The 21471-nt window shown below is 36.3% G+C and carries 24 protein-coding genes and 1 riboswitch; of the genes, 13 read left to right on the forward strand and 11 right to left on the reverse strand.

Annotated features, from left to right (window positions below):
• Positions 1-70: 70 nt before the first annotated feature.
• Positions 71-1759: a gamma-glutamyltransferase gene (ggt, locus tag AC57AW_RS10220; protein WP_496351779.1), complete on the reverse strand. Its 1689-nt coding sequence runs from the start codon at positions 1757-1759 to the stop codon at positions 71-73.
• Between the two features lie 215 nt (positions 1760-1974).
• Between ggt and AC57AW_RS10225 the strand changes: the two genes are divergently transcribed.
• On the forward strand, positions 1975-2940 hold the full coding sequence (locus tag AC57AW_RS10225; protein ID WP_496351780.1) for an NAD-dependent epimerase/dehydratase family protein: 966 nt from the start codon (positions 1975-1977) through the stop codon (positions 2938-2940).
• A gap of 84 nt (positions 2941-3024) precedes the next feature.
• Positions 3025-3777 (forward strand): polysaccharide deacetylase family protein, encoded by a 753-nt coding sequence (locus tag AC57AW_RS10230; RefSeq protein WP_496351781.1) that lies wholly within the window; start codon positions 3025-3027, stop codon positions 3775-3777.
• A 171-nt stretch (positions 3778-3948) separates the two neighbouring features.
• Here the strand turns inward: AC57AW_RS10230 and AC57AW_RS10235 are convergent, their stop codons facing one another.
• Both AC57AW_RS10235 and AC57AW_RS10240 read right to left on the reverse strand, forming a co-directional pair.
• Positions 3949-5154 carry a metallophosphoesterase gene (locus tag AC57AW_RS10235; RefSeq protein ID WP_496351782.1) on the reverse strand — a complete coding sequence of 402 codons (1206 nt, stop codon included), beginning with the start codon at positions 5152-5154 and terminating at the stop codon, positions 3949-3951.
• Between the two features lie 68 nt (positions 5155-5222).
• The gene (locus tag AC57AW_RS10240; RefSeq protein ID WP_496351783.1) at positions 5223-6290 is read right to left on the reverse strand and encodes a 3-oxoacyl-ACP synthase III family protein; all 1068 of its coding nucleotides are present in this window, start codon (positions 6288-6290) and stop codon (positions 5223-5225) included.
• Positions 6291-6391: 101 nt separating this feature from the next.
• Between AC57AW_RS10240 and AC57AW_RS10245 the strand changes: the two genes are divergently transcribed.
• From AC57AW_RS10245 to AC57AW_RS10280, 8 genes are all read left to right on the forward strand, one after another.
• The gene (locus AC57AW_RS10245; RefSeq protein ID WP_047376865.1) at positions 6392-6961 is read left to right on the forward strand and encodes a hypothetical protein; all 570 of its coding nucleotides are present in this window, start codon (positions 6392-6394) and stop codon (positions 6959-6961) included.
• A 3-nt stretch (positions 6962-6964) separates the two neighbouring features.
• The gene (ubiE, locus tag AC57AW_RS10250) at positions 6965-7696 is read left to right on the forward strand and encodes a bifunctional demethylmenaquinone methyltransferase/2-methoxy-6-polyprenyl-1,4-benzoquinol methylase UbiE (RefSeq protein ID WP_318848066.1); all 732 of its coding nucleotides are present in this window, start codon (positions 6965-6967) and stop codon (positions 7694-7696) included.
• 3 nt (positions 7697-7699) lie between these two features.
• Positions 7700-8482: a type IX secretion/gliding motility protein PorT/SprT gene (porT, locus tag AC57AW_RS10255; protein ID WP_318848065.1), complete on the forward strand. Its 783-nt coding sequence runs from the start codon at positions 7700-7702 to the stop codon at positions 8480-8482.
• Between the two features lie 138 nt (positions 8483-8620).
• Positions 8621-8923, forward strand: a complete 303-nt coding sequence (locus AC57AW_RS10260; protein WP_318848312.1) for a hypothetical protein — start codon at positions 8621-8623, stop codon at positions 8921-8923.
• Positions 8923-9210 (forward strand): cell division protein ZapA, encoded by a 288-nt coding sequence (locus tag AC57AW_RS10265; RefSeq protein WP_103233999.1) that lies wholly within the window; start codon positions 8923-8925, stop codon positions 9208-9210. Before AC57AW_RS10260 ends, AC57AW_RS10265 begins: the two co-directional genes overlap by 1 nt.
• Positions 9211-9439: 229 nt before the next feature.
• Complete coding sequence (gene rny / locus AC57AW_RS10270) at positions 9440-11008, forward strand: ribonuclease Y (RefSeq protein WP_496351784.1); 1569 nt, start codon at positions 9440-9442, stop codon at positions 11006-11008.
• 73 nt (positions 11009-11081) lie between these two features.
• Positions 11082-12323: an MFS transporter gene (locus AC57AW_RS10275; RefSeq protein ID WP_318848063.1), complete on the forward strand. Its 1242-nt coding sequence runs from the start codon at positions 11082-11084 to the stop codon at positions 12321-12323.
• A 169-nt stretch (positions 12324-12492) separates the two neighbouring features.
• Positions 12493-12675 (forward strand): hypothetical protein, encoded by a 183-nt coding sequence (locus AC57AW_RS10280; RefSeq protein ID WP_318848062.1) that lies wholly within the window; start codon positions 12493-12495, stop codon positions 12673-12675.
• Positions 12676-12754: 79 nt separating this feature from the next.
• Here the strand turns inward: AC57AW_RS10280 and AC57AW_RS10285 are convergent, their stop codons facing one another.
• From AC57AW_RS10285 to AC57AW_RS10305, 5 genes are all read right to left on the reverse strand, one after another.
• Complete coding sequence (locus AC57AW_RS10285; protein ID WP_496351785.1) at positions 12755-13690, reverse strand: YeiH family protein; 936 nt, start codon at positions 13688-13690, stop codon at positions 12755-12757.
• A 108-nt stretch (positions 13691-13798) separates the two neighbouring features.
• Positions 13799-14674 (reverse strand): LysR family transcriptional regulator, encoded by an 876-nt coding sequence (locus AC57AW_RS10290; RefSeq protein WP_496351786.1) that lies wholly within the window; start codon positions 14672-14674, stop codon positions 13799-13801.
• Positions 14675-14778: 104 nt separating this feature from the next.
• The gene (locus tag AC57AW_RS10295; RefSeq protein WP_496351787.1) at positions 14779-16086 is read right to left on the reverse strand and encodes a voltage-gated chloride channel family protein; all 1308 of its coding nucleotides are present in this window, start codon (positions 16084-16086) and stop codon (positions 14779-14781) included.
• Between the two features lie 31 nt (positions 16087-16117).
• A riboswitch (Fluoride riboswitch) is annotated at positions 16118-16185 on the reverse strand.
• Between the two features lie 131 nt (positions 16186-16316).
• On the reverse strand, positions 16317-17147 hold the full coding sequence (locus AC57AW_RS10300) for a GLPGLI family protein (RefSeq protein WP_496351788.1): 831 nt from the start codon (positions 17145-17147) through the stop codon (positions 16317-16319).
• Positions 17148-17248: 101 nt separating this feature from the next.
• Complete coding sequence (locus AC57AW_RS10305) at positions 17249-17716, reverse strand: acyl-CoA thioesterase (RefSeq protein WP_109738137.1); 468 nt, start codon at positions 17714-17716, stop codon at positions 17249-17251.
• Positions 17717-17837: 121 nt separating this feature from the next.
• Between AC57AW_RS10305 and AC57AW_RS10310 the strand changes: the two genes are divergently transcribed.
• The gene (locus AC57AW_RS10310) at positions 17838-18191 is read left to right on the forward strand and encodes an arsenate reductase family protein (RefSeq protein WP_318848057.1); all 354 of its coding nucleotides are present in this window, start codon (positions 17838-17840) and stop codon (positions 18189-18191) included.
• A 166-nt stretch (positions 18192-18357) separates the two neighbouring features.
• Positions 18358-18546: a hypothetical protein gene (locus AC57AW_RS10315; protein WP_318848056.1), complete on the forward strand. Its 189-nt coding sequence runs from the start codon at positions 18358-18360 to the stop codon at positions 18544-18546.
• Positions 18547-18603: 57 nt separating this feature from the next.
• Here the strand turns inward: AC57AW_RS10315 and gcvT are convergent, their stop codons facing one another.
• From gcvT to idi, 3 genes are read right to left on the reverse strand one after another with little or no spacing between them, the layout of a single operon-like run.
• Positions 18604-19680 (reverse strand): glycine cleavage system aminomethyltransferase GcvT, encoded by a 1077-nt coding sequence (gcvT, locus tag AC57AW_RS10320; RefSeq protein ID WP_496351789.1) that lies wholly within the window; start codon positions 19678-19680, stop codon positions 18604-18606.
• An 8-nt stretch (positions 19681-19688) separates the two neighbouring features.
• Positions 19689-20162 carry a hypothetical protein gene (locus AC57AW_RS10325; RefSeq protein ID WP_318848054.1) on the reverse strand — a complete coding sequence of 158 codons (474 nt, stop codon included), beginning with the start codon at positions 20160-20162 and terminating at the stop codon, positions 19689-19691.
• Positions 20162-20671: an isopentenyl-diphosphate Delta-isomerase gene (gene idi / locus AC57AW_RS10330; RefSeq protein WP_496351790.1), complete on the reverse strand. Its 510-nt coding sequence runs from the start codon at positions 20669-20671 to the stop codon at positions 20162-20164. Before idi ends, AC57AW_RS10325 begins: the two co-directional genes overlap by 1 nt.
• A 319-nt stretch (positions 20672-20990) precedes the next feature.
• Between idi and AC57AW_RS10335 the strand changes: the two genes are divergently transcribed.
• Positions 20991-21401: an LNS2 domain-containing protein gene (locus AC57AW_RS10335; protein ID WP_318848052.1), complete on the forward strand. Its 411-nt coding sequence runs from the start codon at positions 20991-20993 to the stop codon at positions 21399-21401.
• Positions 21402-21471 lie beyond the last annotated feature (70 nt).

A 21471-nucleotide genomic window follows, 5' to 3' on the forward strand; every position in this document is an offset into this window, starting at 1 on the left:
GGCTTCATTCTAAAAGGCAAAAGCCTTTTAGAATGAAGCCGGAGCTGTATTGTAAAATGGACGGATATTATTATTCCACGGCGACAGAGTCATCTCCGCGGCCGTCTGCCACTGCATGGATGCTTCCATTTTCATCAAGAACAATCATTTCTGTTTTTCCGATGTATTTTATTTTTTCTATGACGTAATTCTTGCTCTTCAACTCAGAAATTGTGGTTTCAGGGAAGTTATTTTCTACGGTAATGGTTTCCGGAAGCCACTGATGATGGAATTTTGGTGTGTTCACTGACATATTGGCGTTCAGCTTAAAATCTACAACATTCACAATAGATTGGTATACTGAAGTAGGGATTGTAGTTCCTCCAGGCGTTCCTACCACCATATAAGGTTTTCCATTCTTAAGAAGGATAGTTGGAGTCATGGAAGAAAGCATTCTCTTGTTAGGCTGGATAGCATTGGCTTCTCCACCTACTGCTCCAAACATATTCGGTACACCCGGCTTGATAGAGAAATCATCCATTTCATTATTTAAAAAGAATCCCGCTCCTGAAACCAATACTTTACTTCCATAATAACCGTTCAGAGTTGTGGTTACAGAAGCAGCATTTCCATCCTTATCCAATACGGAAATATGAGTAGTCTGCATAGATTCTTTAGGTTGTTCTATGATTTTACCTACCTCTGCACTTGGTGTAGCTTTATCAAAACTGAAGCTTTTCCATCTTCCTTTCAGATAGTCGTCAGAGATCAGATAAGATGTTTTATCCTGAATAAAATCCGGATCTCCCATATATTCTGCTCTGTCTGCAAAGGCTCTTCTTTCCGCTTCAGTCATGATCTGAACAGCTTTTGTAGAGTTTTGCTGATATTTTTCAAGGTTTTCAAAACTTGCCATTCTCAGCATCTGAGCAAGAAGAACTCCGCCGCTTGATGGCAGAGGCATGGTTACCACATTGCTTCCTTTGTATTCAAATTCAAGAGCTTTTCTTTCGGCAACCTTATAATTTTTAAGATCTTCCAGTGTGATGATTCCATTGCCTCTTTTCATTTCAGCAATTAAAAGATCAGCTGTCTTCCCTTCATAAAACCCTTTTGCTCCCAATTTCTGAATCAGTTTCAAGGTCTCGGCCAGGTCTTTTTGGATTAACAGGTCTCCGGCTTTCCATGGAGCATCTTTTACAAAAATGATAGAAGATTTATTATGTTTCTGGAATTTTTCCCTCTGGTTATTCAGCATTTCTGCTTCCTTATCTGTAATAGCGAATCCTTTTTCTGCAAGGTCAATGGCAGGCTGAATAATCTTTTCCATAGGCAGTTTACAGTATTTCAGGGTAGCAAAAAAACCTGCCACACTTCCGGGAATACCTACTGCCAGTCTTCCATTTTGGGAAATATCTGTATCTGCTTTTCCTTTTTTATCAATGTACATGTCTCTGGAAGCTTTTTTCGGAGCAGTTTCTCTATAGTCTAATGTGAATTTTTCCCCATTATTTTTTACGCCTACTAAAAATCCGCCGCCTCCTATGTTTCCTGCCTGAGGATACACTACAGCAAGAGCATATTGTGTTGCTGTAACAGCATCATAGGCATTTCCGCCCATCTTTAAGATTTTGGCTCCAGCTTCACTGGCTAAGGGATGTGCAGACACTACAACACCTTTATTTTTTACCTGTGCTTCCTTGATGATATTGAAATTGGTAAACTGAGCCCAGCTAAGCTGAGTGGCCAGTAAAATCGAAGCAATTAAAATCTTCTTCATATGATTGTTTTTTCTTGAAACAAAATTATTGAATTTTAAGTTAATCATAGACTGTGATTATTGCATTTGATTTTTTCTATTGTTTAAAGAGAATTTTACCTGTTTGAATTGAATATATCTGTATTCATTATGGGAGGAGTGTTTTTAAATACACCTTTTTTATTATGGTTGGCATGTTTTTTTTACTTTTGTACAATTCTAAAAAAATCTGAAAAATGGAATCCTATACGGAAAGAATACTGATTACAGGTGCCTTGGGACAAATTGGTACCGAACTTACGAACAGACTTGTTGAAATCCACGGAGCAGAGAACGTTGTTGCTTCAGGATTGGACAGATGGCAGGAAGGAATTACTTCTGCCGGACACTATGAAAGAATGGATGTTACCAATACACAATTGGTAAGACAGGTGATTCATGATTACGAGATTACTACAGTGTATCACTTAGCGTCGCTTTTATCCGGGACTTCGGAGAAGCAGCCTATTTTTGCGTGGAAACTGAATCTTGAGCCACTGCTTCATTTTTGTGAAATGGCGAAAGAAGGGCTTCTTAAAAAGATCTTCTGGCCAAGTTCTATCGCTGTATTTGGAAAAGGAATTCCAAAGCATGATGTGGGACAGGATGTAGTATTGAATCCAACAACGGTTTATGGGATCTCCAAAATGGCAGGGGAGAAGTGGTGTGAATACTATTTCGATAAATATGGGGTAGATGTAAGAAGTATCAGATATCCTGGATTGATCTCATGGAAAACTCCGGCTGGAGGTGGAACTACCGACTATGCTGTTGAGATTTTCTACAAAGCAATTGAAGATGGAAAATATACAAGTTTCATTTCCGAAGATACAGGAATGCCGATGTTGTATATGGATGATGCCATCAATGCAACCTTGAAATTAATGGACGCTCCGAAAGAAAGTTTATCCGTTCGCTCTTCTTATAATTTGGGTGGAATGTCATTTACTCCAAAAGAACTGGCAGCAGAAATCACGAAAGAAATTCCAGATTTTGCAATCGATTATAACCCGGATTTCAGACAGGCAATTGCAGATTCATGGCCGGCTTCTATTGATGATTCAGTAGCGAAAAAAGACTGGGGTCTGACTTATGATTTCGGAATTTCTGAAATGACAAAGGATATGATCAAGAATCTGAAAGTAAAATTAGGTAAGGATTAATAATGTAAAGTTTTACTTTAATTAATAATTGTTTTAACATCTGATTTATAATATTTTATAGAATTTATATAAACTTTAATTTAAATGGTATTATTGACTTTTAACATCACCTGTATTGAAGCTGAAGTAAAAAACGGCTCACCAATTAACGATGATGAGCGATTGAAAATTACAGAAAATAATACCAGAGCAATTCTTAGAATTTTAGATATTCATGATATCAAATCAAGTTTTTTTGTAGAGGTTTCTCTTGTTGAAAAACTTCAAAATTTAATAAAAGCAATTTCATCCAAAGGGCATGAAATTGCTTTTTATAATAAAGACTCAAATCCTGAAGAAATTGAAAATGCTAAGAAAAATATTCAGGATCTTCTGGAGAAACAGATCAGGGGAATTCGTCAGAAAGATGTAAAAGTTTCTCAGGAAATTTTGAAGCTGATGGAATTTAATTACGTTTCCAATATTGATAATGCCAATATTCTTTTCCCTTTCAAAAGACTCAAAAGAGATACGGAAATTACAGAAGAGGACGGGCTGAGTATTGTCCCTGAAAGTATCTCCCCTTACAGCCAGTTGCCCTATAATGATTTCGTGTTTCAGATCCTGCCGATGAAGTATTATCAGAATATGGTTCTGGAAACATTGCAGAATGAAGAATTTGTTCTGATCTACCTGAATACATGGCAGTTTACCGATTTTAAGAAATACCAATTTGATATTCCTTTTTACAGAAGCTTATTTTCGGGTAAAAAAATGGAGGACAAATTAGATGCTCTCCTTACTTTTCTCAATGACAGGGAAATGGCTACTTCCCGTATGAAAGATTATATTTTTTAGGTTGCTGGTGATAGGTTGCAGATATTAGATTTTAGGTAGCAGGTGTTAGGTTAAAGGGATTAGGGAGAACTATTTCTCGTGATAAATAACAATTCAATTTCTAAACCTCTAACATTAAACTATAAACCCTGAAAACTATAAACCCTGAACTTTAAACCTTGAACTTCTCAACTAGCTCAGCTCAAAAAGAGTAATTTCCGGCAATACGCCCACTCTTCCCGGGTATCCCAATACCCCAAAACCTCTGTTTACATACAGTAGTTTTCCTTCACTTTCATATAAATCAGCCCATTTTGGGTATCGGTACTGAACAGGTGACCATTTTACATTTTTAAGATCAAGTCCAAACTGCATTCCGTGTGTATGTCCTGAAAGTGTCAGGTGGATGTTTGCAGGGTGTTTTTTCACCACATAATCAAAGTGGGTAGGGTCATGGCTCATTAATATCTTAGTTGCGGATTCCGGTACGTTTTTTAACGCGTCGTCTATTTTTCCGAATTGAGGGAAGGGTTTTAATCCCCAGTTTTCAACACCCAGAATGTATATTTTTTCTCCGTTTTTTTCAATGATCCTGTGTTCGTTTCTCAGCATATCAAAACCTGCCTGCTTTTCATAACTGATCAAAGTGTCGAGGTTTTCTTTTTTAGCTGCAGGAGATTCCCAGCTTACATAATCTCCGTAATCATGGTTTCCCAATACCGCAAACTTGCCGTCTTTGGCCTGGATTTTTGAAAACAAAGGAATAAAAGGTTTAAACTCATCCGCAATATTATTGACCATATCTCCGGTGAATAGTACTAAATCCGGTTTTTGTTCATTAATCAGATCAATGGCATGCTGTAATTTGCCTGGATCCGAGAAGCTTCCACTGTGAACATCAGAAATCTGAATGATTTTATATCCTTTAAAGCTTTTCGGAAGATTATTGAATTTTACTCTTACCCTTCTTACGGTGTGACGGTATTTACCAAAAGTAATCCCGTCTATAAAAAGAGCAGAAAGGACACCTCCCATTCCCAGGCCTACAATGCTTAGGAATTTCCTTCTTTCCGGAAATAAATTTTCCGAAGATTGGGTAAAACCGATCAGATAGCCTCCGGTTCTGATGATATCATCAATTAATAAAAACAGAACTACGAAGATTTTAGGAAGGATAAAAATCAAAAATAACGAGATCATAATCTGAGCCCTTACCGTACTTCTGTCTGATCTTTGGAAGTGAGTGACCTCATAAGCGAAAATACCATACACGGTTAAAGAGAGTACCCAATATCCGATTCTTATCCATGAGTTATCAGTAAGTGTTCTGATAGCCTGATAAATATAAACTTCCAAAAACAGGAAGATTCCAGCGATGATTAAAAAATTCTTTTGCATGTTCTGATTAAAAAAAGCACAAAGAATAACTTCCCTGTGCTTTTATATTTTTTTGTTTATTAAATATTTTAAGGAAATCTGTAAACGAGCGCATTGATGTTCATTCCGGCACCTACCGAAGTCATTACAATGTTCCCTTTTTGTTTAAACGATTGACCCTCCATTTTTCCTTTAATTATTAAATCATACATGGTAGGAATCGTTGCAACAGAAGTATTTCCAAGATCCTGAATTGTCATAGGAGAGATCGCATGGTCATATTCCTTGATGTCATAAAGCCTGTGAAGCCTTTCAATCATAGCGTAATCCATCTTGGCGTTGGCCTGGTGAATTAAGATTTTATCTATATCTTCAATAGAAAGACCTGCATCTGTAATCGTATCTTTGATTGCAACAGGTACATTTTTAAGCGCGTATTCGTATATTTTTCTTCCCAGCATTCTTACATAAAGACGTTTTTGGTCTACTTCTTTATTGATAGAAGGGGCGTTTTCAAGATAATTAAGTTCCGGACCATTGTCGCAGATTGTATTGTGTGCGATAATTCCTACATTCTCTTCGTCAGTTGCTTTTACCACTACAGCTCCGGCACCGTCAGCAAAGATCATTCTGTTTCTGTCGTGTGGATCTGTTACACGGCTTAATGTTTCACCTCCGATAACAAGAACTGTTTTTGCTACTTTAGCTTTAATTAAGTTGTCAGCCAAAATCATAGCTTCCACCCATCCGGGACATCCGAAAAGCATGTCATACGTGACACATTTTCTGTTTTTGATGCCCAGTTTATTCTTTACCCTTGCTGCCATTGTTGGCATAAAATCAGCATATCCGTTTTCAGTAACTTCCCCGAAATTACTTGCGTAAATGATATAATCTAGTTCTTCTCCGTCTACTTTTGCGTCCTCAAGGGCAATTTTTGCAGCTTCATAACCGATTTGTGAGTTGGAAAGATCATCCTCAATGAATCTCCTGTTTTCGATTTCTGTAATCTCTACAAATTTCGCAATGGTCTCTTCCGCAGGTTTTTCAATCTTTACTCCGTCCTCTGTATAGAACTCGGAGTTCATGAAGTAATCTCTACCAATAACTCTGTTCGGAATATAACATCCAGAGCCAATAATGATCGTATTCGGCATTCGTTTATATGATTTTTTTAAAGATGCAAAGTTAATAATTAATATTAATAACGGAGAATTAAAAATATTATTAAATTTGCAAAAATTGTACTTTACAATCTATGAAAAACAACTCGTCCTTAAAAGGCTTACTTATTGCAGCTGTGGCATTTATCGTTGCCTTTGGGATCTACTTCCTTTTTTTAGCCAAGAAGAATTATTATGTTGTAGATAATCCTACCCCGAATACGTATTACTTTAAGATCAATAACGGTTCTGAAGGAATCATATCTGCGGGGCAGTATGTGCATGTGGATTTGAATAAAGGGAAAAACTCTATTCAGGTTTTTGATCAGAACAAAAAAATGCTGTATGACTCGGCATTTGAAGTGAATAAGCTTCGTGGGCTGATTAATATTACCCATCAGGATTACTATGTAAATGATCAGTATTACGGATACAATCTTAAAAAAGATTCGTTACTGGCCAACCTTGATAAAACAGTCATTGACGGAAAGGATTATTACGGCGGAGCGAAACGCTTCAATAAGCTTTACACAGAAGATTTTTATTACAATGTAGATGAAGATTATGATAAAGTGATCAAGAATATCCAGAAAGTGGAATCACGATCTAAAATCTTCAGAAAGCAGGATTACCTAAATTATTATAAAGAATATTACAAGTTTTAAGTTTTGACAAAAGATATCACCAAAGTTACTCCCTACAATTCAGAGGCTACAAAAAAGAGTCAGGTAGAGGATATGTTCGACAATATTGCACCGAAGTATGACCTTCTGAACCGTGTTTTATCCATGAAAATTGACATTCTGTGGAGAAATAAACTGGTAAAATGGATGAAAAATGACAATCCGCAGGAAGTGCTGGATGTGGCTACAGGAACGGGAGATCTGGCAATTACCATTGAAAAAGGTACCGGTTCCAAAGTAGTTGGATTAGATTTATCACAACAAATGCTGAATGTTGGCGTTATTAAAATAAAAAAACTTAAATTAGACGGCAAAATTTCCATGCAAAAAGGTGATGCAGAAAATTTACCTTTCGAGGACAATAGATTTGATGCTGTTTCCGTTGCATTTGGAGTAAGGAATTTTGAAAACCTTCCCAAAGGTTTAGCAGAGTTAAGAAGAGTAGTTAAAGATAACAAAAGTGTTTATATACTGGAGTTTTCAAAGGTTGAGGGTTTCATGGGGCCATTTTATATGTTTTATTTCAGAAATATATTGCCTGCCATTGGCAGATTGGTTTCTAAGGATAATAGGGCGTATACATACCTTCCGGATTCTGTAAATGCTTTTCCTTTCGGGGAGAAGATGAAGCAAATTCTTTTAGATACGGGATTTAAGAAAGTAGAATATAAAAAATTAAGTTTAGGTATAGCCACAATTTATAAAGCAACAAAGTAACCTATGAATAAATTTCTATTAAAAGCACTGGTTTTAACCTCAGTAAATGTTGCCGTTTTTGCAAACGCGCAATTCAGAACCCGAAACAGAATGGATAAGTTGGAAGATTTCGACGAACAGAAATTCAGTTGGGGGTTTTATTTGAACGGGAACAGACTGGATTACCGCATTGTTTTGCATCCGAAATACGGGATGAATGATAATGAAAACCTTGTCACATCTAAGGAAAGTTATAGCTTCGGTGCCGGACTTATTGCAAAATGGAGACTGAATGATTATCTTGATGTAAGGATAGAACCAGGTTTACAGTTTGCGCAAAGACAGTTGACTTTTAATACTCAATCCAATGACATTTATGCAGGTGGTTCTTTAACCAATCCTCCTTTTATGCCATTCCCTTTACAGGAAAAGGATAAAGTAAGAGAAATTAAATCTACATTGATTGATGTTCCTGTGCTTTTGGAACTTCACGGACAAAGATGGTACAATTCAAGACCTTACGTTGCAGCAGGGGTGAACTATGTTGTAAACCTTCAGTCTAACGCAACGTCTACAGATGATAACATGCAGGGGATCTACAGATCAACTACCCACAACTTTGCATGGTCTGCGGAAATGGGAATTCAGTTTTATTTCAACAAATTTAAACTGACTCCTGCCATCAGAGGAACATTCTTCATGAATAACGAGAAAGTGGCTGATAATGCGACTACACCTCCGTACTGGGCTTCTGCAGTTTCAACATTACAGACAAGAGCCGTAATGTTTGTTCTGAAATTTGAATAAAAAATATTCCATTTAAAATACATAGGAGGTGCATTAGTACCTCCTTTTTTGTTGGTATATCAAAATATAGAGCGTTTTATTTTTGTTAGTGTTATTATTTTTTTATTTTTGCTTCTAGTTAGAATATACAAACCTGAAATGCTTCAAGATTTAGAAAACAATTTTTCAGAATTAGAGAGAAAGATTTTGACTCTTCAAAAGAACTATAAAAATCTTACTGAAAATTTAAAAGAGTTAAATATTGAGCATGAAGAGTTGCAGAAGAAGTATGATGAGGAAAGAAGAAAGAATCAGGTATTAGCAGAAGAACAAAAAAATATAAAACTTTATTCAGCAATATCAGGAAATCCTGAACACAATAGATTAATGAAAAACCATATCAACAGATTGGTGAAAGAAATTGATTTCTGTATTGCTCAGCTTCAAAACAGTGGATTATAATGGAGATAAGGAGAATAACCGTCAACATTGCAGGAAGAGTGTATCCGCTGAACGTACCGGCAGCAGAGGAAGAAACTTTGCGTAAAGTAGGGAAGCAGATCGAGAATATGATTAAAGATTTTGAACAGAACTTCGATGTAAGAGATAAACAGGATGCTTTGGCTATGTGTGCCCTGAAATTGGGAACCAATGCAGAAGTAGTTTCTCTTAACTACGAAAAAAATATTAATTCTACCAACGAAAGATTAGTTCAGATTAATCAATCGTTGAATGAAGTCGGGAAATAGATTTTTTTTCCTGAAAAATTACTGCCTACAATAATTCTAACACATTAAAGGTAAACTCAACGCTAAACAATTACCGAACAAATGTCCATCGAATGGCGTGCCGGATTTCCGGATTACAGACAATGGAAATCAGTTCAAATCGTGTTGATTAGGAGTTTACTCTCAATCCCTGGATTATTGTAGGCTTTTTTTATTTGAATATGAAGACAATTAAAACTCAATATATATTATGACAACAGCCATTATAGCCGGCGTTATTTGCTTAGTTATTGGGGCAATAATAGGGATGTTTTTCTCTAAAAGCTCACTGAATACTAAGGCAAAATTTATCATAGATGATGCAACAAAAAATGCCGAAAACCTTATAGAAAAAGCTAACGTACAAGCCGAATCCATAAAGAAAGAAAAAAACCTTCAGGCAAAAGAAAAATTCCTGGAACTGAAATCTCAGCATGATGCAGACATTCAGTCCCGTGAAAAGAAAATGCAGGAAGTTGAAAAAAGAACGAAAGACAAGGAGCATAAGCTTAATGATGAACTTAGCAAGACCGGAAAACTTGAAAAAGATTTAGACAAGCAGATTGCAGACTACGCTAAGAAGAACGAAATCCTTGAAAGAAAACAGCAGGAATTAGATACAGCTACCGCTAAGAAAGTAGAAATACTTGAAAAAATATCTAATTATACCGCTGATGAAGCTAAAGCAGAATTGGTAGAAACCATGAGAGCTGAAGCTAAAACAAGAGCACAGGCACACGTTCAGAGCATCATGGAAGAAGCTCAGATGAATGCGAAAAACGAAGCGAGAAAAATCGTTATTCAAACCATCCAAAGAATCGGAACTGAGCAGGCTATTGAAAATTCAGTATCCGTTTTCAACATCGAGTCTGATGAAGTAAAAGGTAGAATTATTGGTAGAGAAGGTAGAAATATCCGTGCTTTAGAAGCAATAACAGGAGTAGAAATCATCGTTGATGATACTCCGGAAGCAATCCTTCTTTCATGTTTTGATCCTGTAAGAAGAGAAATTGCAAGATTATCACTTCACAGATTGGTTACCGATGGTAGAATCCACCCGGCAAGAATTGAAGAAGTAGTTGAAAAAACAAGAAAACAGATCGAAGAGGAAATCATTGAAGTGGGTAAAAGAACCATCATTGATTTAGGAATCCATGGATTGCACCCTGAACTGATCAAAATCGTAGGTAGAATGAAATACCGTTCTTCTTACGGACAAAACTTACTACAGCACTCAAGAGAAGTAGCAAACATTGCTGCAACAATGGCTGCTGAATTAGGATTAAATGTAAAACTAGCAAAAAGAGCAGGTCTTTTACACGATATCGGTAAAGTTCCTGAGCAGGAATCAGAATTACCACACGCCCTGTTAGGTATGCAGTGGGCTGAGAAATACGGTGAAAACCCAGAAGTAGTAAATGCTATTGGAGCTCACCACGACGAGATTGAAATGAAGTCATTATTATCACCGATTATCCAGGTTGCCGATGCAATCTCAGGAGCAAGACCGGGAGCAAGAAGACAGGTATTGGAATCTTATATCCAGAGATTGAAAGATCTTGAATCTGCAGCACTAAGCTTCGATGGAGTATCCAGTGCTTATGCGATCCAGGCTGGTAGAGAACTGAGAGTAATGGTAGAGAGCGGAAAAGTGAACGATGAAGTAGCTTCTCAACTGTCTTACGATATCTCTGAGAAAATTCAGAATGAACTGACTTATCCGGGACAGGTAAAAGTAACAGTAATCAGAGAAACGAGAGCTGTGAATATTGCCAGATAATAATCAGAAAAAGATATTTAATAAAAACCTTTCAAGAAATTGAAAGGTTTTTTATTTTTATCAAAACTTAAAAATGCAAGAACTGTCCATGTCTTCAAAACTGAAGTACATTTTTTCCATTCCCGTTATTATTTCCGCCTTAGGTTATTTTGTAGATATTTATGACCTCCTTTTATTTGGGATCGTTAGAATACCAAGTTTAAAAGCACTGGGACTTAATCCGGATGCTGACGGAACCTTTATTCTGAACTGTCAGATGGTGGGGCTTCTTATCGGTGGTGTTTTTTGGGGGATTTTCGGAGATAAAAAGGGGAGGCTTTCTGTGCTCTTCGGATCTATTTTAGTGTATTCCTTAGCTAATATTGCCTGCGGTTTTCTTCCTTATTTCCCAAAAGAACATTTATTGTATCAATATGCTGGTTTGAGGTTTATTGCAGGTATTGGCCTTGCCGGAGAGCTTGGAGCGGGAATTACGCTTGTTTCTGAAAGTCTGCCGAAGAGTTTAAGAGCAATCGGAACCTCGGTTGTCGCCGGTTTTGGATTAATGGGAGCTGTGGTGGCTCAGCTTACAGTAGAACTGGCCGGAGGTTGGAATATCTCTTATATTATCGGTGGAATCATGGGAATCATGTTATTGGTACTGAGAATAAGTGTATCAGAATCCGGAATTTATAAGAATATTGAACATAAAAATGTCTCAAAAGGTAACTTTCTATCCTTTTTTACCAATAAAGACAGGTTGACAAGATATTTAAAATGTATTGCTGTAGGATTGCCAACATGGTATTGCATAGGGATTCTGGCTGTTTTAGCTAATCAATTTGCCCCTGAATTCGGGATAAAGGAGATCAACCCCGGAAAAGCAATTATGTGGGCTTATGTGGGGATTTCTGTCGGTGACCTTTTGAGTGGTTTTATTTCTCATGCCTTAAAATCCCGAAAAATGGCCATTTTTTATATGCTGATCTTTACCCTGATTGGGGTAGCCATCATGTTGTTTGGTAATACCAATACAGAAACAAAATATTATCTGTTTTGTGTCTGGCTTGGCTTCGGAACAGGATATTGGGCTATGTTTGTGACGCTTGCAGCAGAACAGTTCGGAACCAATATCAGAAATACGGCAACCACAACTGTTCCCAATATGGTAAGAGGACTTGTGCCGGTTATGATATTTTCTTTTGATTCTCTTAAAGGACATTTTCCCGTTGTGGAAAGTGCAGCTATAGTTGGAGTGGTAGTATTTGGGCTTGCGTTTTATTCCTCACTTACCATTTCTGAAACCCATGACAAAGACCTTGAATTTACAGAATAATTTAAGTTGTTTAAAAAATAAGCATGTGATATGACTTATTTTGAACAGTATAATTACTTTTAAATCAATAAATTATTAATTTTATAATGATTTTTGTTGCGTGTAATTAATATTTGTTTAACTTTGGAAGGTAACTAAAACTATATTTGTTTAATCAAAACTAAACCACATGAACATTATGAAAAACGCTAAAAAGCTGAGAAAACAAGACTTGAAAAACATTACAGGAGGAGTAAGCGGAAAACCTGATTTGTCTCTTTGCGGATGCAGCTGCTCAGGCGCTGTAACAGGACCGGAATATTGCTCCATATATATGGGCTGTTTGCAGGTTTATACTTGCGGAGAGGTTTAAGAAATTATTTCAATACGAAATAAACATTTCCACATTTAATATGCAGAACCCTTTTGATATCAAAAGGGTTCTGCTCATTTTAATGGATGATATAAAGAAGACTGCCGACACTTATGGTAATCCAAAGGAGTACAGCGGTTAATAAAGGTTTTAATCCTATTGATTTCAGGGTTTGAAGAGAAAGGGTGGAACCAATGAAGAACAGGGTCAGATTCAGACCGGATTTTGCTAAAACAGTTATTGAAGTACTAAAACGGTCCATAAAAGGGAAATACGTATTCAGAAGAATAGCTGCAATGAAATAACCGATGAACCACGGGATCTTTATTTTTGAATCTTTACTTTTAAAAATGAACATCGTAATCAATGAAACCGGAATGATCCACAGGGCGCGGGCCAATTTAACAGTTGTTGCTATTTTCAAAGCCTCATCTCCATATTTGCTAGCAGCACCCACTACAGAACTTGTGTCATGAATTCCCACTGCACACCAAAGTCCAAACTGTTCCTGTGAAAGATTCAGCAGATGTCCTATGGCAGGATAGATAAACAGGGCAATAGAATTTAATGTAAAAACAATAGCCAATGCAAGGGAAATCTGTTTCGTGCTTGGTTTAATAATCGGAGATACTGCAGCAATAGCACTTCCTCCACAAATAGCTGTTCCTGCGGAAATAAGGTAAGATAAAGGTCTTTCTAATTTAAATATTTTCCCAAGGAAATATCCTAACACCATGACTGTAACAATACTTACAACCGTTAACATCAGTCCTGTTTTTCCGGCATGAAGCGCCTCATCCAGTTTCAATCCGAATCCCAGACCTACAATGGATATCTGCAAGAGTAAATGAATATAGTGATGAAGATGTTTCTCAAAAGGATTTCCGATAAAAACGGCCAGGGCAAAACCCAAAGCCAGGGCAATTGGTGATGATATAAGCGGAGTAAGGCATAAAACTGCCAATACAATAAAAAATACTTTCCGTGTCATTTCATTTTGGATGAAATCTTTCATAATGCGAACTTTTAAAATCTGCATCAAAATTCCGAAAAATAGTATTACGAAATAAATCGTATTTTGTTATATTGGATAACTAAAAGTTATATCTTTACTTGTTGCTTATTACTCTGCGAATCTGAGGAAAAGCTTAATCAGTTCAGATTGTTCTCCTTTAGGAAGGATAAAATGAAAATCTCTTTCAATACTGAAGTTTTTGATATCAATGACGGTCAGGACATTATTTTTCAGTTCATTCAGGATGGTGCTGATAGAGAGAAATGCCATACAATCCGAATGAAGAAGATAGTTTTTGATACTTTCACTGCTTCCCAGCTGCATAACGGTATTCAGTTCATAAATATTGATTTCTTTCTCTTTAAGTCTGTTTTGTATAAACTCAAGCGTTCCGGAGCCTTGTTCTCTGAAGATCAGATCCAGATGATAGAGATCTTTTAAGTTTAAAGTTTTATGAGCAAGAGGGTGATCTGACTTCGCTGCCAGAACAATTTCATCAGGTTTAAAAGTTTTATATTCAAAATAAGAAGACTGTGATTCCCCTTCAATAATTCCCAGATCAATTTTTTCTTCTTTTAAAAGGGTAGAAATAGCTTCCGTATTTCCGGTAAGAAGCTCAATCTTAATATCTTTATAATAGGTATTGAATTTCGCTAAAATTTCAGGTAAAATATACTGTGCAACGGTTGTACTGGCCCCAATAATCAGTTTTCCCTTATGTTGCTGATTGATCTGGCTGATCTCAAATTCCATGTCGCGGTAGATATTTCTAATCTTTTCTGCATGTTCATACAGTATTTTTCCGCTTTGAGTCAGCTGAATAGAAGTTCCTTTACGGTCAAACAGCTTGGCACCTATCTGAGTTTCAATTTCTTTAATGTGTTTGGTAACAGCGGGTTGTGAAATATGAAGCTCTTCTGAAGCCTTAGTGAAACTTAATCGGGAAGCCACCGTATGGAAAACTTTTAATCTGTAATCGAACATGGGGTAAAATTACGAATTATTGTTGGAAATGTTGAGGGCTGCAGGAATTGGGGTTTAAAGTAACTAGAAACAAAAACAACTGGAAACTAGCAACAAAAAGCAACTTATAAAAAATCCGAAACAGACTTGTCTTGCTGACTCTCAAATCTTCTGTTTTTCGCTTCTCCAATTTTTTGTCTGGTATAAATACTGTTGTGTCCCGAAAGTAGGTAAGATACCACACAGGCAATGGCTATGTAGACACCACATTCTGCCCCGAATAATTCGATTCCCATCAGCATACAGGCTAAAGGAGTATTGGTGGCTCCGGCAAATACCGCCACAAATCCCATTCCTGCCAGTAATCCGAACGGCAAAGGAATAAAAAGAGACAAGGCACTGCCTAAAGTAGCCCCAATGAAGAACAGCGGGGTAACTTCCCCTCCTTTGAATCCGGCTGAAAGGGTAACAATGGTAAAAACCATTTTTAATGCAAAATCATACAAAGGCAGCTGTTTCTCAAAAGATTCCACAATCACAGGAACTCCTAGTCCGATATATCGGGTGGTACCCATTGCAAAAACTGCCAGGGCAATAATAACTCCGCCTGCTACAGGACGAAGGGGAGGATATTTAATTTTTGATTTGAAAACAGAACCCATCCAGTGAATGATTTTACTGAAAGCAGCAGCACAGATACCAAAGGCTATTCCTGCCAGAATACTGTAGAGAATAGGCAAAAATTCTAGTTTAGGAATGATATCAATATGATAATGAGTATGTTTTATATTCCACAGGTTGGTTGCCCAGTCCGCCAGAATGGCTGAGGCAAAAGCAGGAAATATTGCATTATATCGTATTCTTCCGATCAGAAAAACCTCAAGTCCAAAAACAGCTCCAGCCAAAGGAGTCCCGAAAACAGAGCCAAATCCGGCAGCAATGGCCGCAATAATCAATATTTTTCTTTCATTTCTGTCAAGTTTAAAAGGTTTCGTAAGCTGATCCGCTATAGCACCAGCCATCTGAAGAGCTGTTCCTTCACGGCCTGCAGACCCTCCGAAGAAATGAGTTGCCATCGTTCCGAGATAAACAAAAGGAGCCATTTTGAACGGAATAATTCCTTTAGGCTCATGAATGGTATCAATCAGCAGATTGTTTCCTGCTTCCACATCTTTTCCGAAGTAATAATAGAGTAGTCCAATCAGAAATCCTGCTGCGGGAAGCAAAGCGATCAGCCAAAGATGACTTTCCCTGAAGTTTGTCGCCCATTCCAATGATTGAAGAAACCCTGCAGAAGCTGTTCCTACCAATGCTCCAATAATGATACTAATACATAACCATTTTAAAATATAAGGCAGAGCCGGAAATTTTCTGAAGAAAAAATGAGTGTGAAAAATTACTTTTTTACCAAGTGTTCTTTGACTTTTTGACATAATAATCCTGATTAGTTATTTGTTAATAATCTTTTAATCAGGCGTCATCAGCTTTTGTAAAGCGGTTGGGTAAGGAAGAACACCATTTCCTTTTGCTTATGCAAATATATAAATAAAGATAAAAGATAAAAGATAAAAGATAAAAGATAAAAGATAAAAGATAAAAGATAAAAGATAAAAGATAAAAGATAAAAGATAAAAGATATTGTCGCTAAACAACTTTTATGATTTTAATAATGTATGGCCTTATCAACCTCAAGCGGATTGTTGTACTTTCTTATCACTTCCTGCATATTTTTAGTCTGCGTGTTCAGCTCATCTACGGTGCGAATTTCTTTTCCGTTGATATTTATCTTCAGATCATTGTTAGCTTTGCTGAAATTATTTCTTTCAAAAGCAAAAGGATCATTATAAAACTCCATGACCAGTTTATGCTTCTGCTTTTCATTGATAGGAATCGCTTTATTGCCGAAATTGGATTCAAGAAAATTATCTGTAGGGTGCACTTCTGCAAGTTCCTGACTCTTGATAAGATGATAAATGAAATTTTTCTTTGTATCAGAAAGTTCAAAAATTAAACCCGGCAGCCCCCGGAATTTAAAAGGACCTTCGTTAAAAGGAATATCTTTACAGAACCAGGCCGTCCAGATTCTTCCGCCGAAGTGTGTAACAGCTTTTTGTAAGGTATAATTTTCTACTTTTTTGGTTTCATCAGAAACGGTCCAGTTTACTTTATCTGTGGTTTTAAAGGAATAATACCCGTTTTTGATATTGATGAAATTTTCATTCTCAAAAGAATTGATCTTTCTTTTCACTACCTGTCCGGACATATCGGTATGACTGCTATTCATACCGAATTTCTTATTTAAAGAATCGGTAGCCATAAGATTTCTTCCATAAAATTTCACCTCTTTTGGGGCAATATCCAAAATCATGTTCAGTTTTTCATAAGTGGCCTCCGTAGAATCCATCTTATATTGCAGTTCATAAATAAACCGATGGGTCTGAGATTGGACCAAAGCTACCATAAGCAATGCCATTAAGGTGAAAATATGTTTCATATAGTGTGGTTAGTTTTGTTAATAGTTGCTGGTAATCTAGTTTTTAACAACCTTAAACGCTAAACCTTAAGCTTTAAACCCTTGCACCCCGCACTTAGTCTCTACAAAAACGGCTTCATCTCATCCTCAATCTGTGTTCTCAGGTCCATTAGGCGTTTTGCATATATTTCCTGCTGCTTTTCCTCTTCGGTTGTTGGGATCCATTTGGGTACAGGAAGTTTTTTGCCATTTTCGTCTACAGCAACAAAAACAATGATACAATGTGTTTTTTTCTCAAAATTAGGCTGCTTCAGGTTTCTTGAAAAGACATTAATGGCGATATGCATGCTTGAAGTTCCGGTGTAAATCACCTGAGCGTCTACTTTTACCACTTCACCAATTTTGATGGGGTCATAAAAACGGATTCCGCCTACATATACGGTGACGGAATAATTACCACTCCAGGTTGTCGCACATGCATAACCGGCCTGGTCAATCCATTTCATAACACTTCCTCCATGTACATTTCCTCCGTAATTAACATCTGAAGGCTCCGAAATAAATTGAAAAGTAATAGGCTTGTTCTGCATCTTTATAAAATTTTAATAAAGTTATTTAATAATTTCCAAAGTTTTAGATTAAATCCTACTTTTGAAAGACGAAACGTTCAATGAAAGAGAATTTTAACAAATAACAGATTTAGAAACCATAATGAAGAAAGTATTTTATCTTAACACATGTGATACCTGCAGAAAAATTTTAGCCCAATTTGATCTTGCAGACTGGGAACTTCGCGAAATCAAAAAAGAGCCAATCACCAAAGAAGAACTGGCTGAAATGCATAAAAAAACAAAATCATACGAAGCATTGTTCAGTAAAAAATCTACTCAGATCAAATTAAGAGGTCTGGATGTAAAATCATTGACTGAAAAAGATTTTAAAGAATTGCTGTTAGATCATTATACCTTTTTGAAAAGACCTGTTTTTATTACAGACAAGGAAATCTTTGTAGGAAATGATAAAAAGAATGTTGAAGAATTGCAGAAATTCTTTGGGGTAAATTAACTCATAAGACTTTAAATAGCTAATCTGTCCTGCTCAGTATGATACTCTTCATTATTGAGCAGGACATTTTTTTATTTTAATTAAAATGTTTTTATTCCATAAGTATTTGATTATTATTTAGTTTTATGTTGAAATGTATATATTTGTCATTACCAAAATTTATAATATGAAAACAAACTTTTTAAAAACAAAGAGTCTTAACAGATCTGCTTTAAAAAAAATTGATGGTGGAGGTAATATTCTTCCGGTTAACTGTAATAGATTATGCGGGGGTGCAGGCGGAGTGATTTCCAATACACCTGGAGTAGGTGATGTCTGCTCTCCTGATAGAAAAATATGCTGTATCTGTCTTTAAACAAAAAAGAGGCTGTGAACACATCACAGCCTCTTCTCTTTTTACTATTTTTTCCAATTATACAAAAGGAGCTTTCACTACTTTTGCAGGAATGTTCTTATTTCTTACCTGAATAAAGATTTCAGATCCTAATTTGAAATGAGGCTTGTCTACATACGCAAGACCTAAACCTACTTTCTTCATCGGAGACTGTGTTCCGGAAGTTACTTTTCCAATTACATTTCCTTCAGCATCTACTACAGGATAATCATGTCTTGGAACCCCTTTGTCTGTAAGTTCGAAAGCAACTAATTTTCTTGTAACTCCTTCTTCTTTCTGTTGAGCGAAAGTATCTTTAGAAACGAAATCTTTATCAAACTTAGTGATCCATCCTAAACCAGCTTCAATAGGAGAAGTAGTATCATCAATGTCATTCCCGTAAAGACAGAATCCTTTTTCCAGTCTTAAAGTGTCTCTGGAAGCTAATCCACAAGGGATAATTCCTTCTTCTTTACCGGCATCCATTACGGCATCCCAAAGTTTTTCAGCACTTCCGTTATTGAAATAAATCTCAAAACCACCGCTTCCCGTGTATCCAGTGTTTGAAATAATCACATTATTTTCTCCAGCAACACTTCCTACTGTAAAATGGTAGTAAGGAATTTCTGAAAGATTTACTTCTGTAAGCTTTTGAAGGATTTCAGTAGCTTTAGGCCCCTGAACTGCCAATAATGACATCTCATCAGAAGCATTCGTCATTTTAGCCCCGAAAGTATTGTATTTTGAAATATGATTCCAGTCTTTGTCGATGTTAGAAGCATTTACAACCACGAAATATTTGTCATCTTCTATTTTGTAAACGATAAGGTCATCTACAATTCCTCCGTTTTCGTTCGGAAGACAAGAATACTGAGCTTTTCCATTTTCCAAAGCATCTACATTATTGGTCGTTACAAACTGTAAAAGATCTTTTGAACCCGGCCCTTCGATGAAAAACTGTCCCATGTGGGAAACATCAAATAATCCTGCTTTTTCTCTTACTGCAAAGTGCTCTTCTGTAACCCCTGAATATTGAACAGGCATTTCAAAACCTGCGAAAGGTACGATCTTAGCTCCCAAAGAAACATGTTTGTCGTACAAGGCTGTTTTCTTCATATTTAATTTTATTTCTTTATTTTAAAACTGTTAAAAGTCTCATTGAATTGGGTCATGTAGTTTCCGTTCCAGAATTTCTGGCCACAATTGATGGAAACTAAATATAAGTTTTTGTCTTTTTGAAAGACCTTGGTTATCCAGAACAGCTTCTCTTTTTCATCAAAGTGTTCATATAGATATTCTGTATATCCTTTCTGGCTCTTTTTGTCTTTTATTTTATTCTCTTGATCTTGTGACTGATACAGTGCCAGGATGAATTTTTTCACTTCTTCTTTCGGAAGTGCCAAATCGTGATATTCCGAAATGGTAATAGCTCCTATCTGGCTGGTAGGAAAAATATTGATGATCTCGCTGTCATTTGTAGATTTCCAGCCGTCAGGAACATTAATAGAGTAGTTGGGACTTTCAAATACTTTTGCTTTTTGGGCAAAAAACAGACTTCCCGTTAACATTGCAGAAAAAAACAATATTTTTTTCATCATTAAAAATGGTGTTTATATTCTTCGAGGATGATTTTGAACCACTCTGTAAAGTTTTCAGGATGTTCAGTGATTTCTTTATCCAGATTTTCAGGGGAAATGAATCTTACTTCCTCCACTTCTTCTTTATTCAGATTGAAATCGGCTTCATGGTTTCCCACAAATACATAATCCAGCTCGTGCTCCCAAAGGCCGCTGCCTACATCTGCTTTATAAATAAAATTGAATTTTTCTGAAAGTTTTGCCTCAATTCCGAGTTCTTCCTTGAGTCTGCGTATAGCTCCTTCCTTATAAGTTTCCCCATCTCTTGGGTGTGAGCATACAGCGTTGGTCCATTGATTGGGAGAATGGTATTTTCCTGAAGCCCTTTTCTGAAGAAGCATTTCTCCTTTACTGTTGAACAGAAATACAGAAAAAGCACGGTGTAACAGGCCATTGATGTGAGCCTGCTGTTTTTCCATCAGTCCTAAAACTTCATCTTCAGGATTTACTAAAACGACAAATTCTTCCATTCCTACAAATGTAAGAGTAATAAATGTATTTTGGAAATTTTTAGATAAACATCATACTTTTTGTAATAATCCTGAGAAAGTAGAGAATGCTTATAGACAAATCTACAAATTCACTTTTACCTTTTTTCGACTGTTCTTAAATATTACTCATAAAAAGAAATCTCAAAACGAAAAATTTTAACTATTTGCAATAAAATGGTTGATAAAATATTGATATTATTCTTTAAATAATAGTTTTTGTAGTATATTTTTAACATAAACTAAGTTTAACGTGCCTTATAATTGTAAAAACCCTAACTTTGTTACTTAATATTTAGTAATGGAATTAGAATACATTGAACACATTAGTCCTATTCTAAAGGATGACATAAAAAATTACTTAATAGATATCGACGGAACCATTACTGATGATGTTCCAAACGAAGAACCGGAAAGAATGGTTACCTGCGAACCTTATCCTGATGCATTGGAAACTGTCAACAGATGGTATGATGAAGGGCATCAGATCTGCTTTTTTACTTCAAGAACCGAAAATCTGAAACAAATCACCATAGACTGGCTGGATAAGCATGGTTTCAAATACCACAGTGTGCTTTGCGGAAAACCAAGAGGAGGAAACTATCACTGGATAGACAATCACCTGGTAAGAGCTACAAGATACAAAGGGAGATTTACGGATTTGGTAGAAAAGCAAGTGACCATTGAAGTATTCAAAGAAGACGGCGAATAAAAATATAATTCAAAGATTTAAAAATTAAATGTGAACACGGTTCCTTTAATTTTTAAATCTTTCATTTTTT

The organism is Chryseobacterium sp. BGA-UO-ETr-SB22, assembly GCF_059567885.1.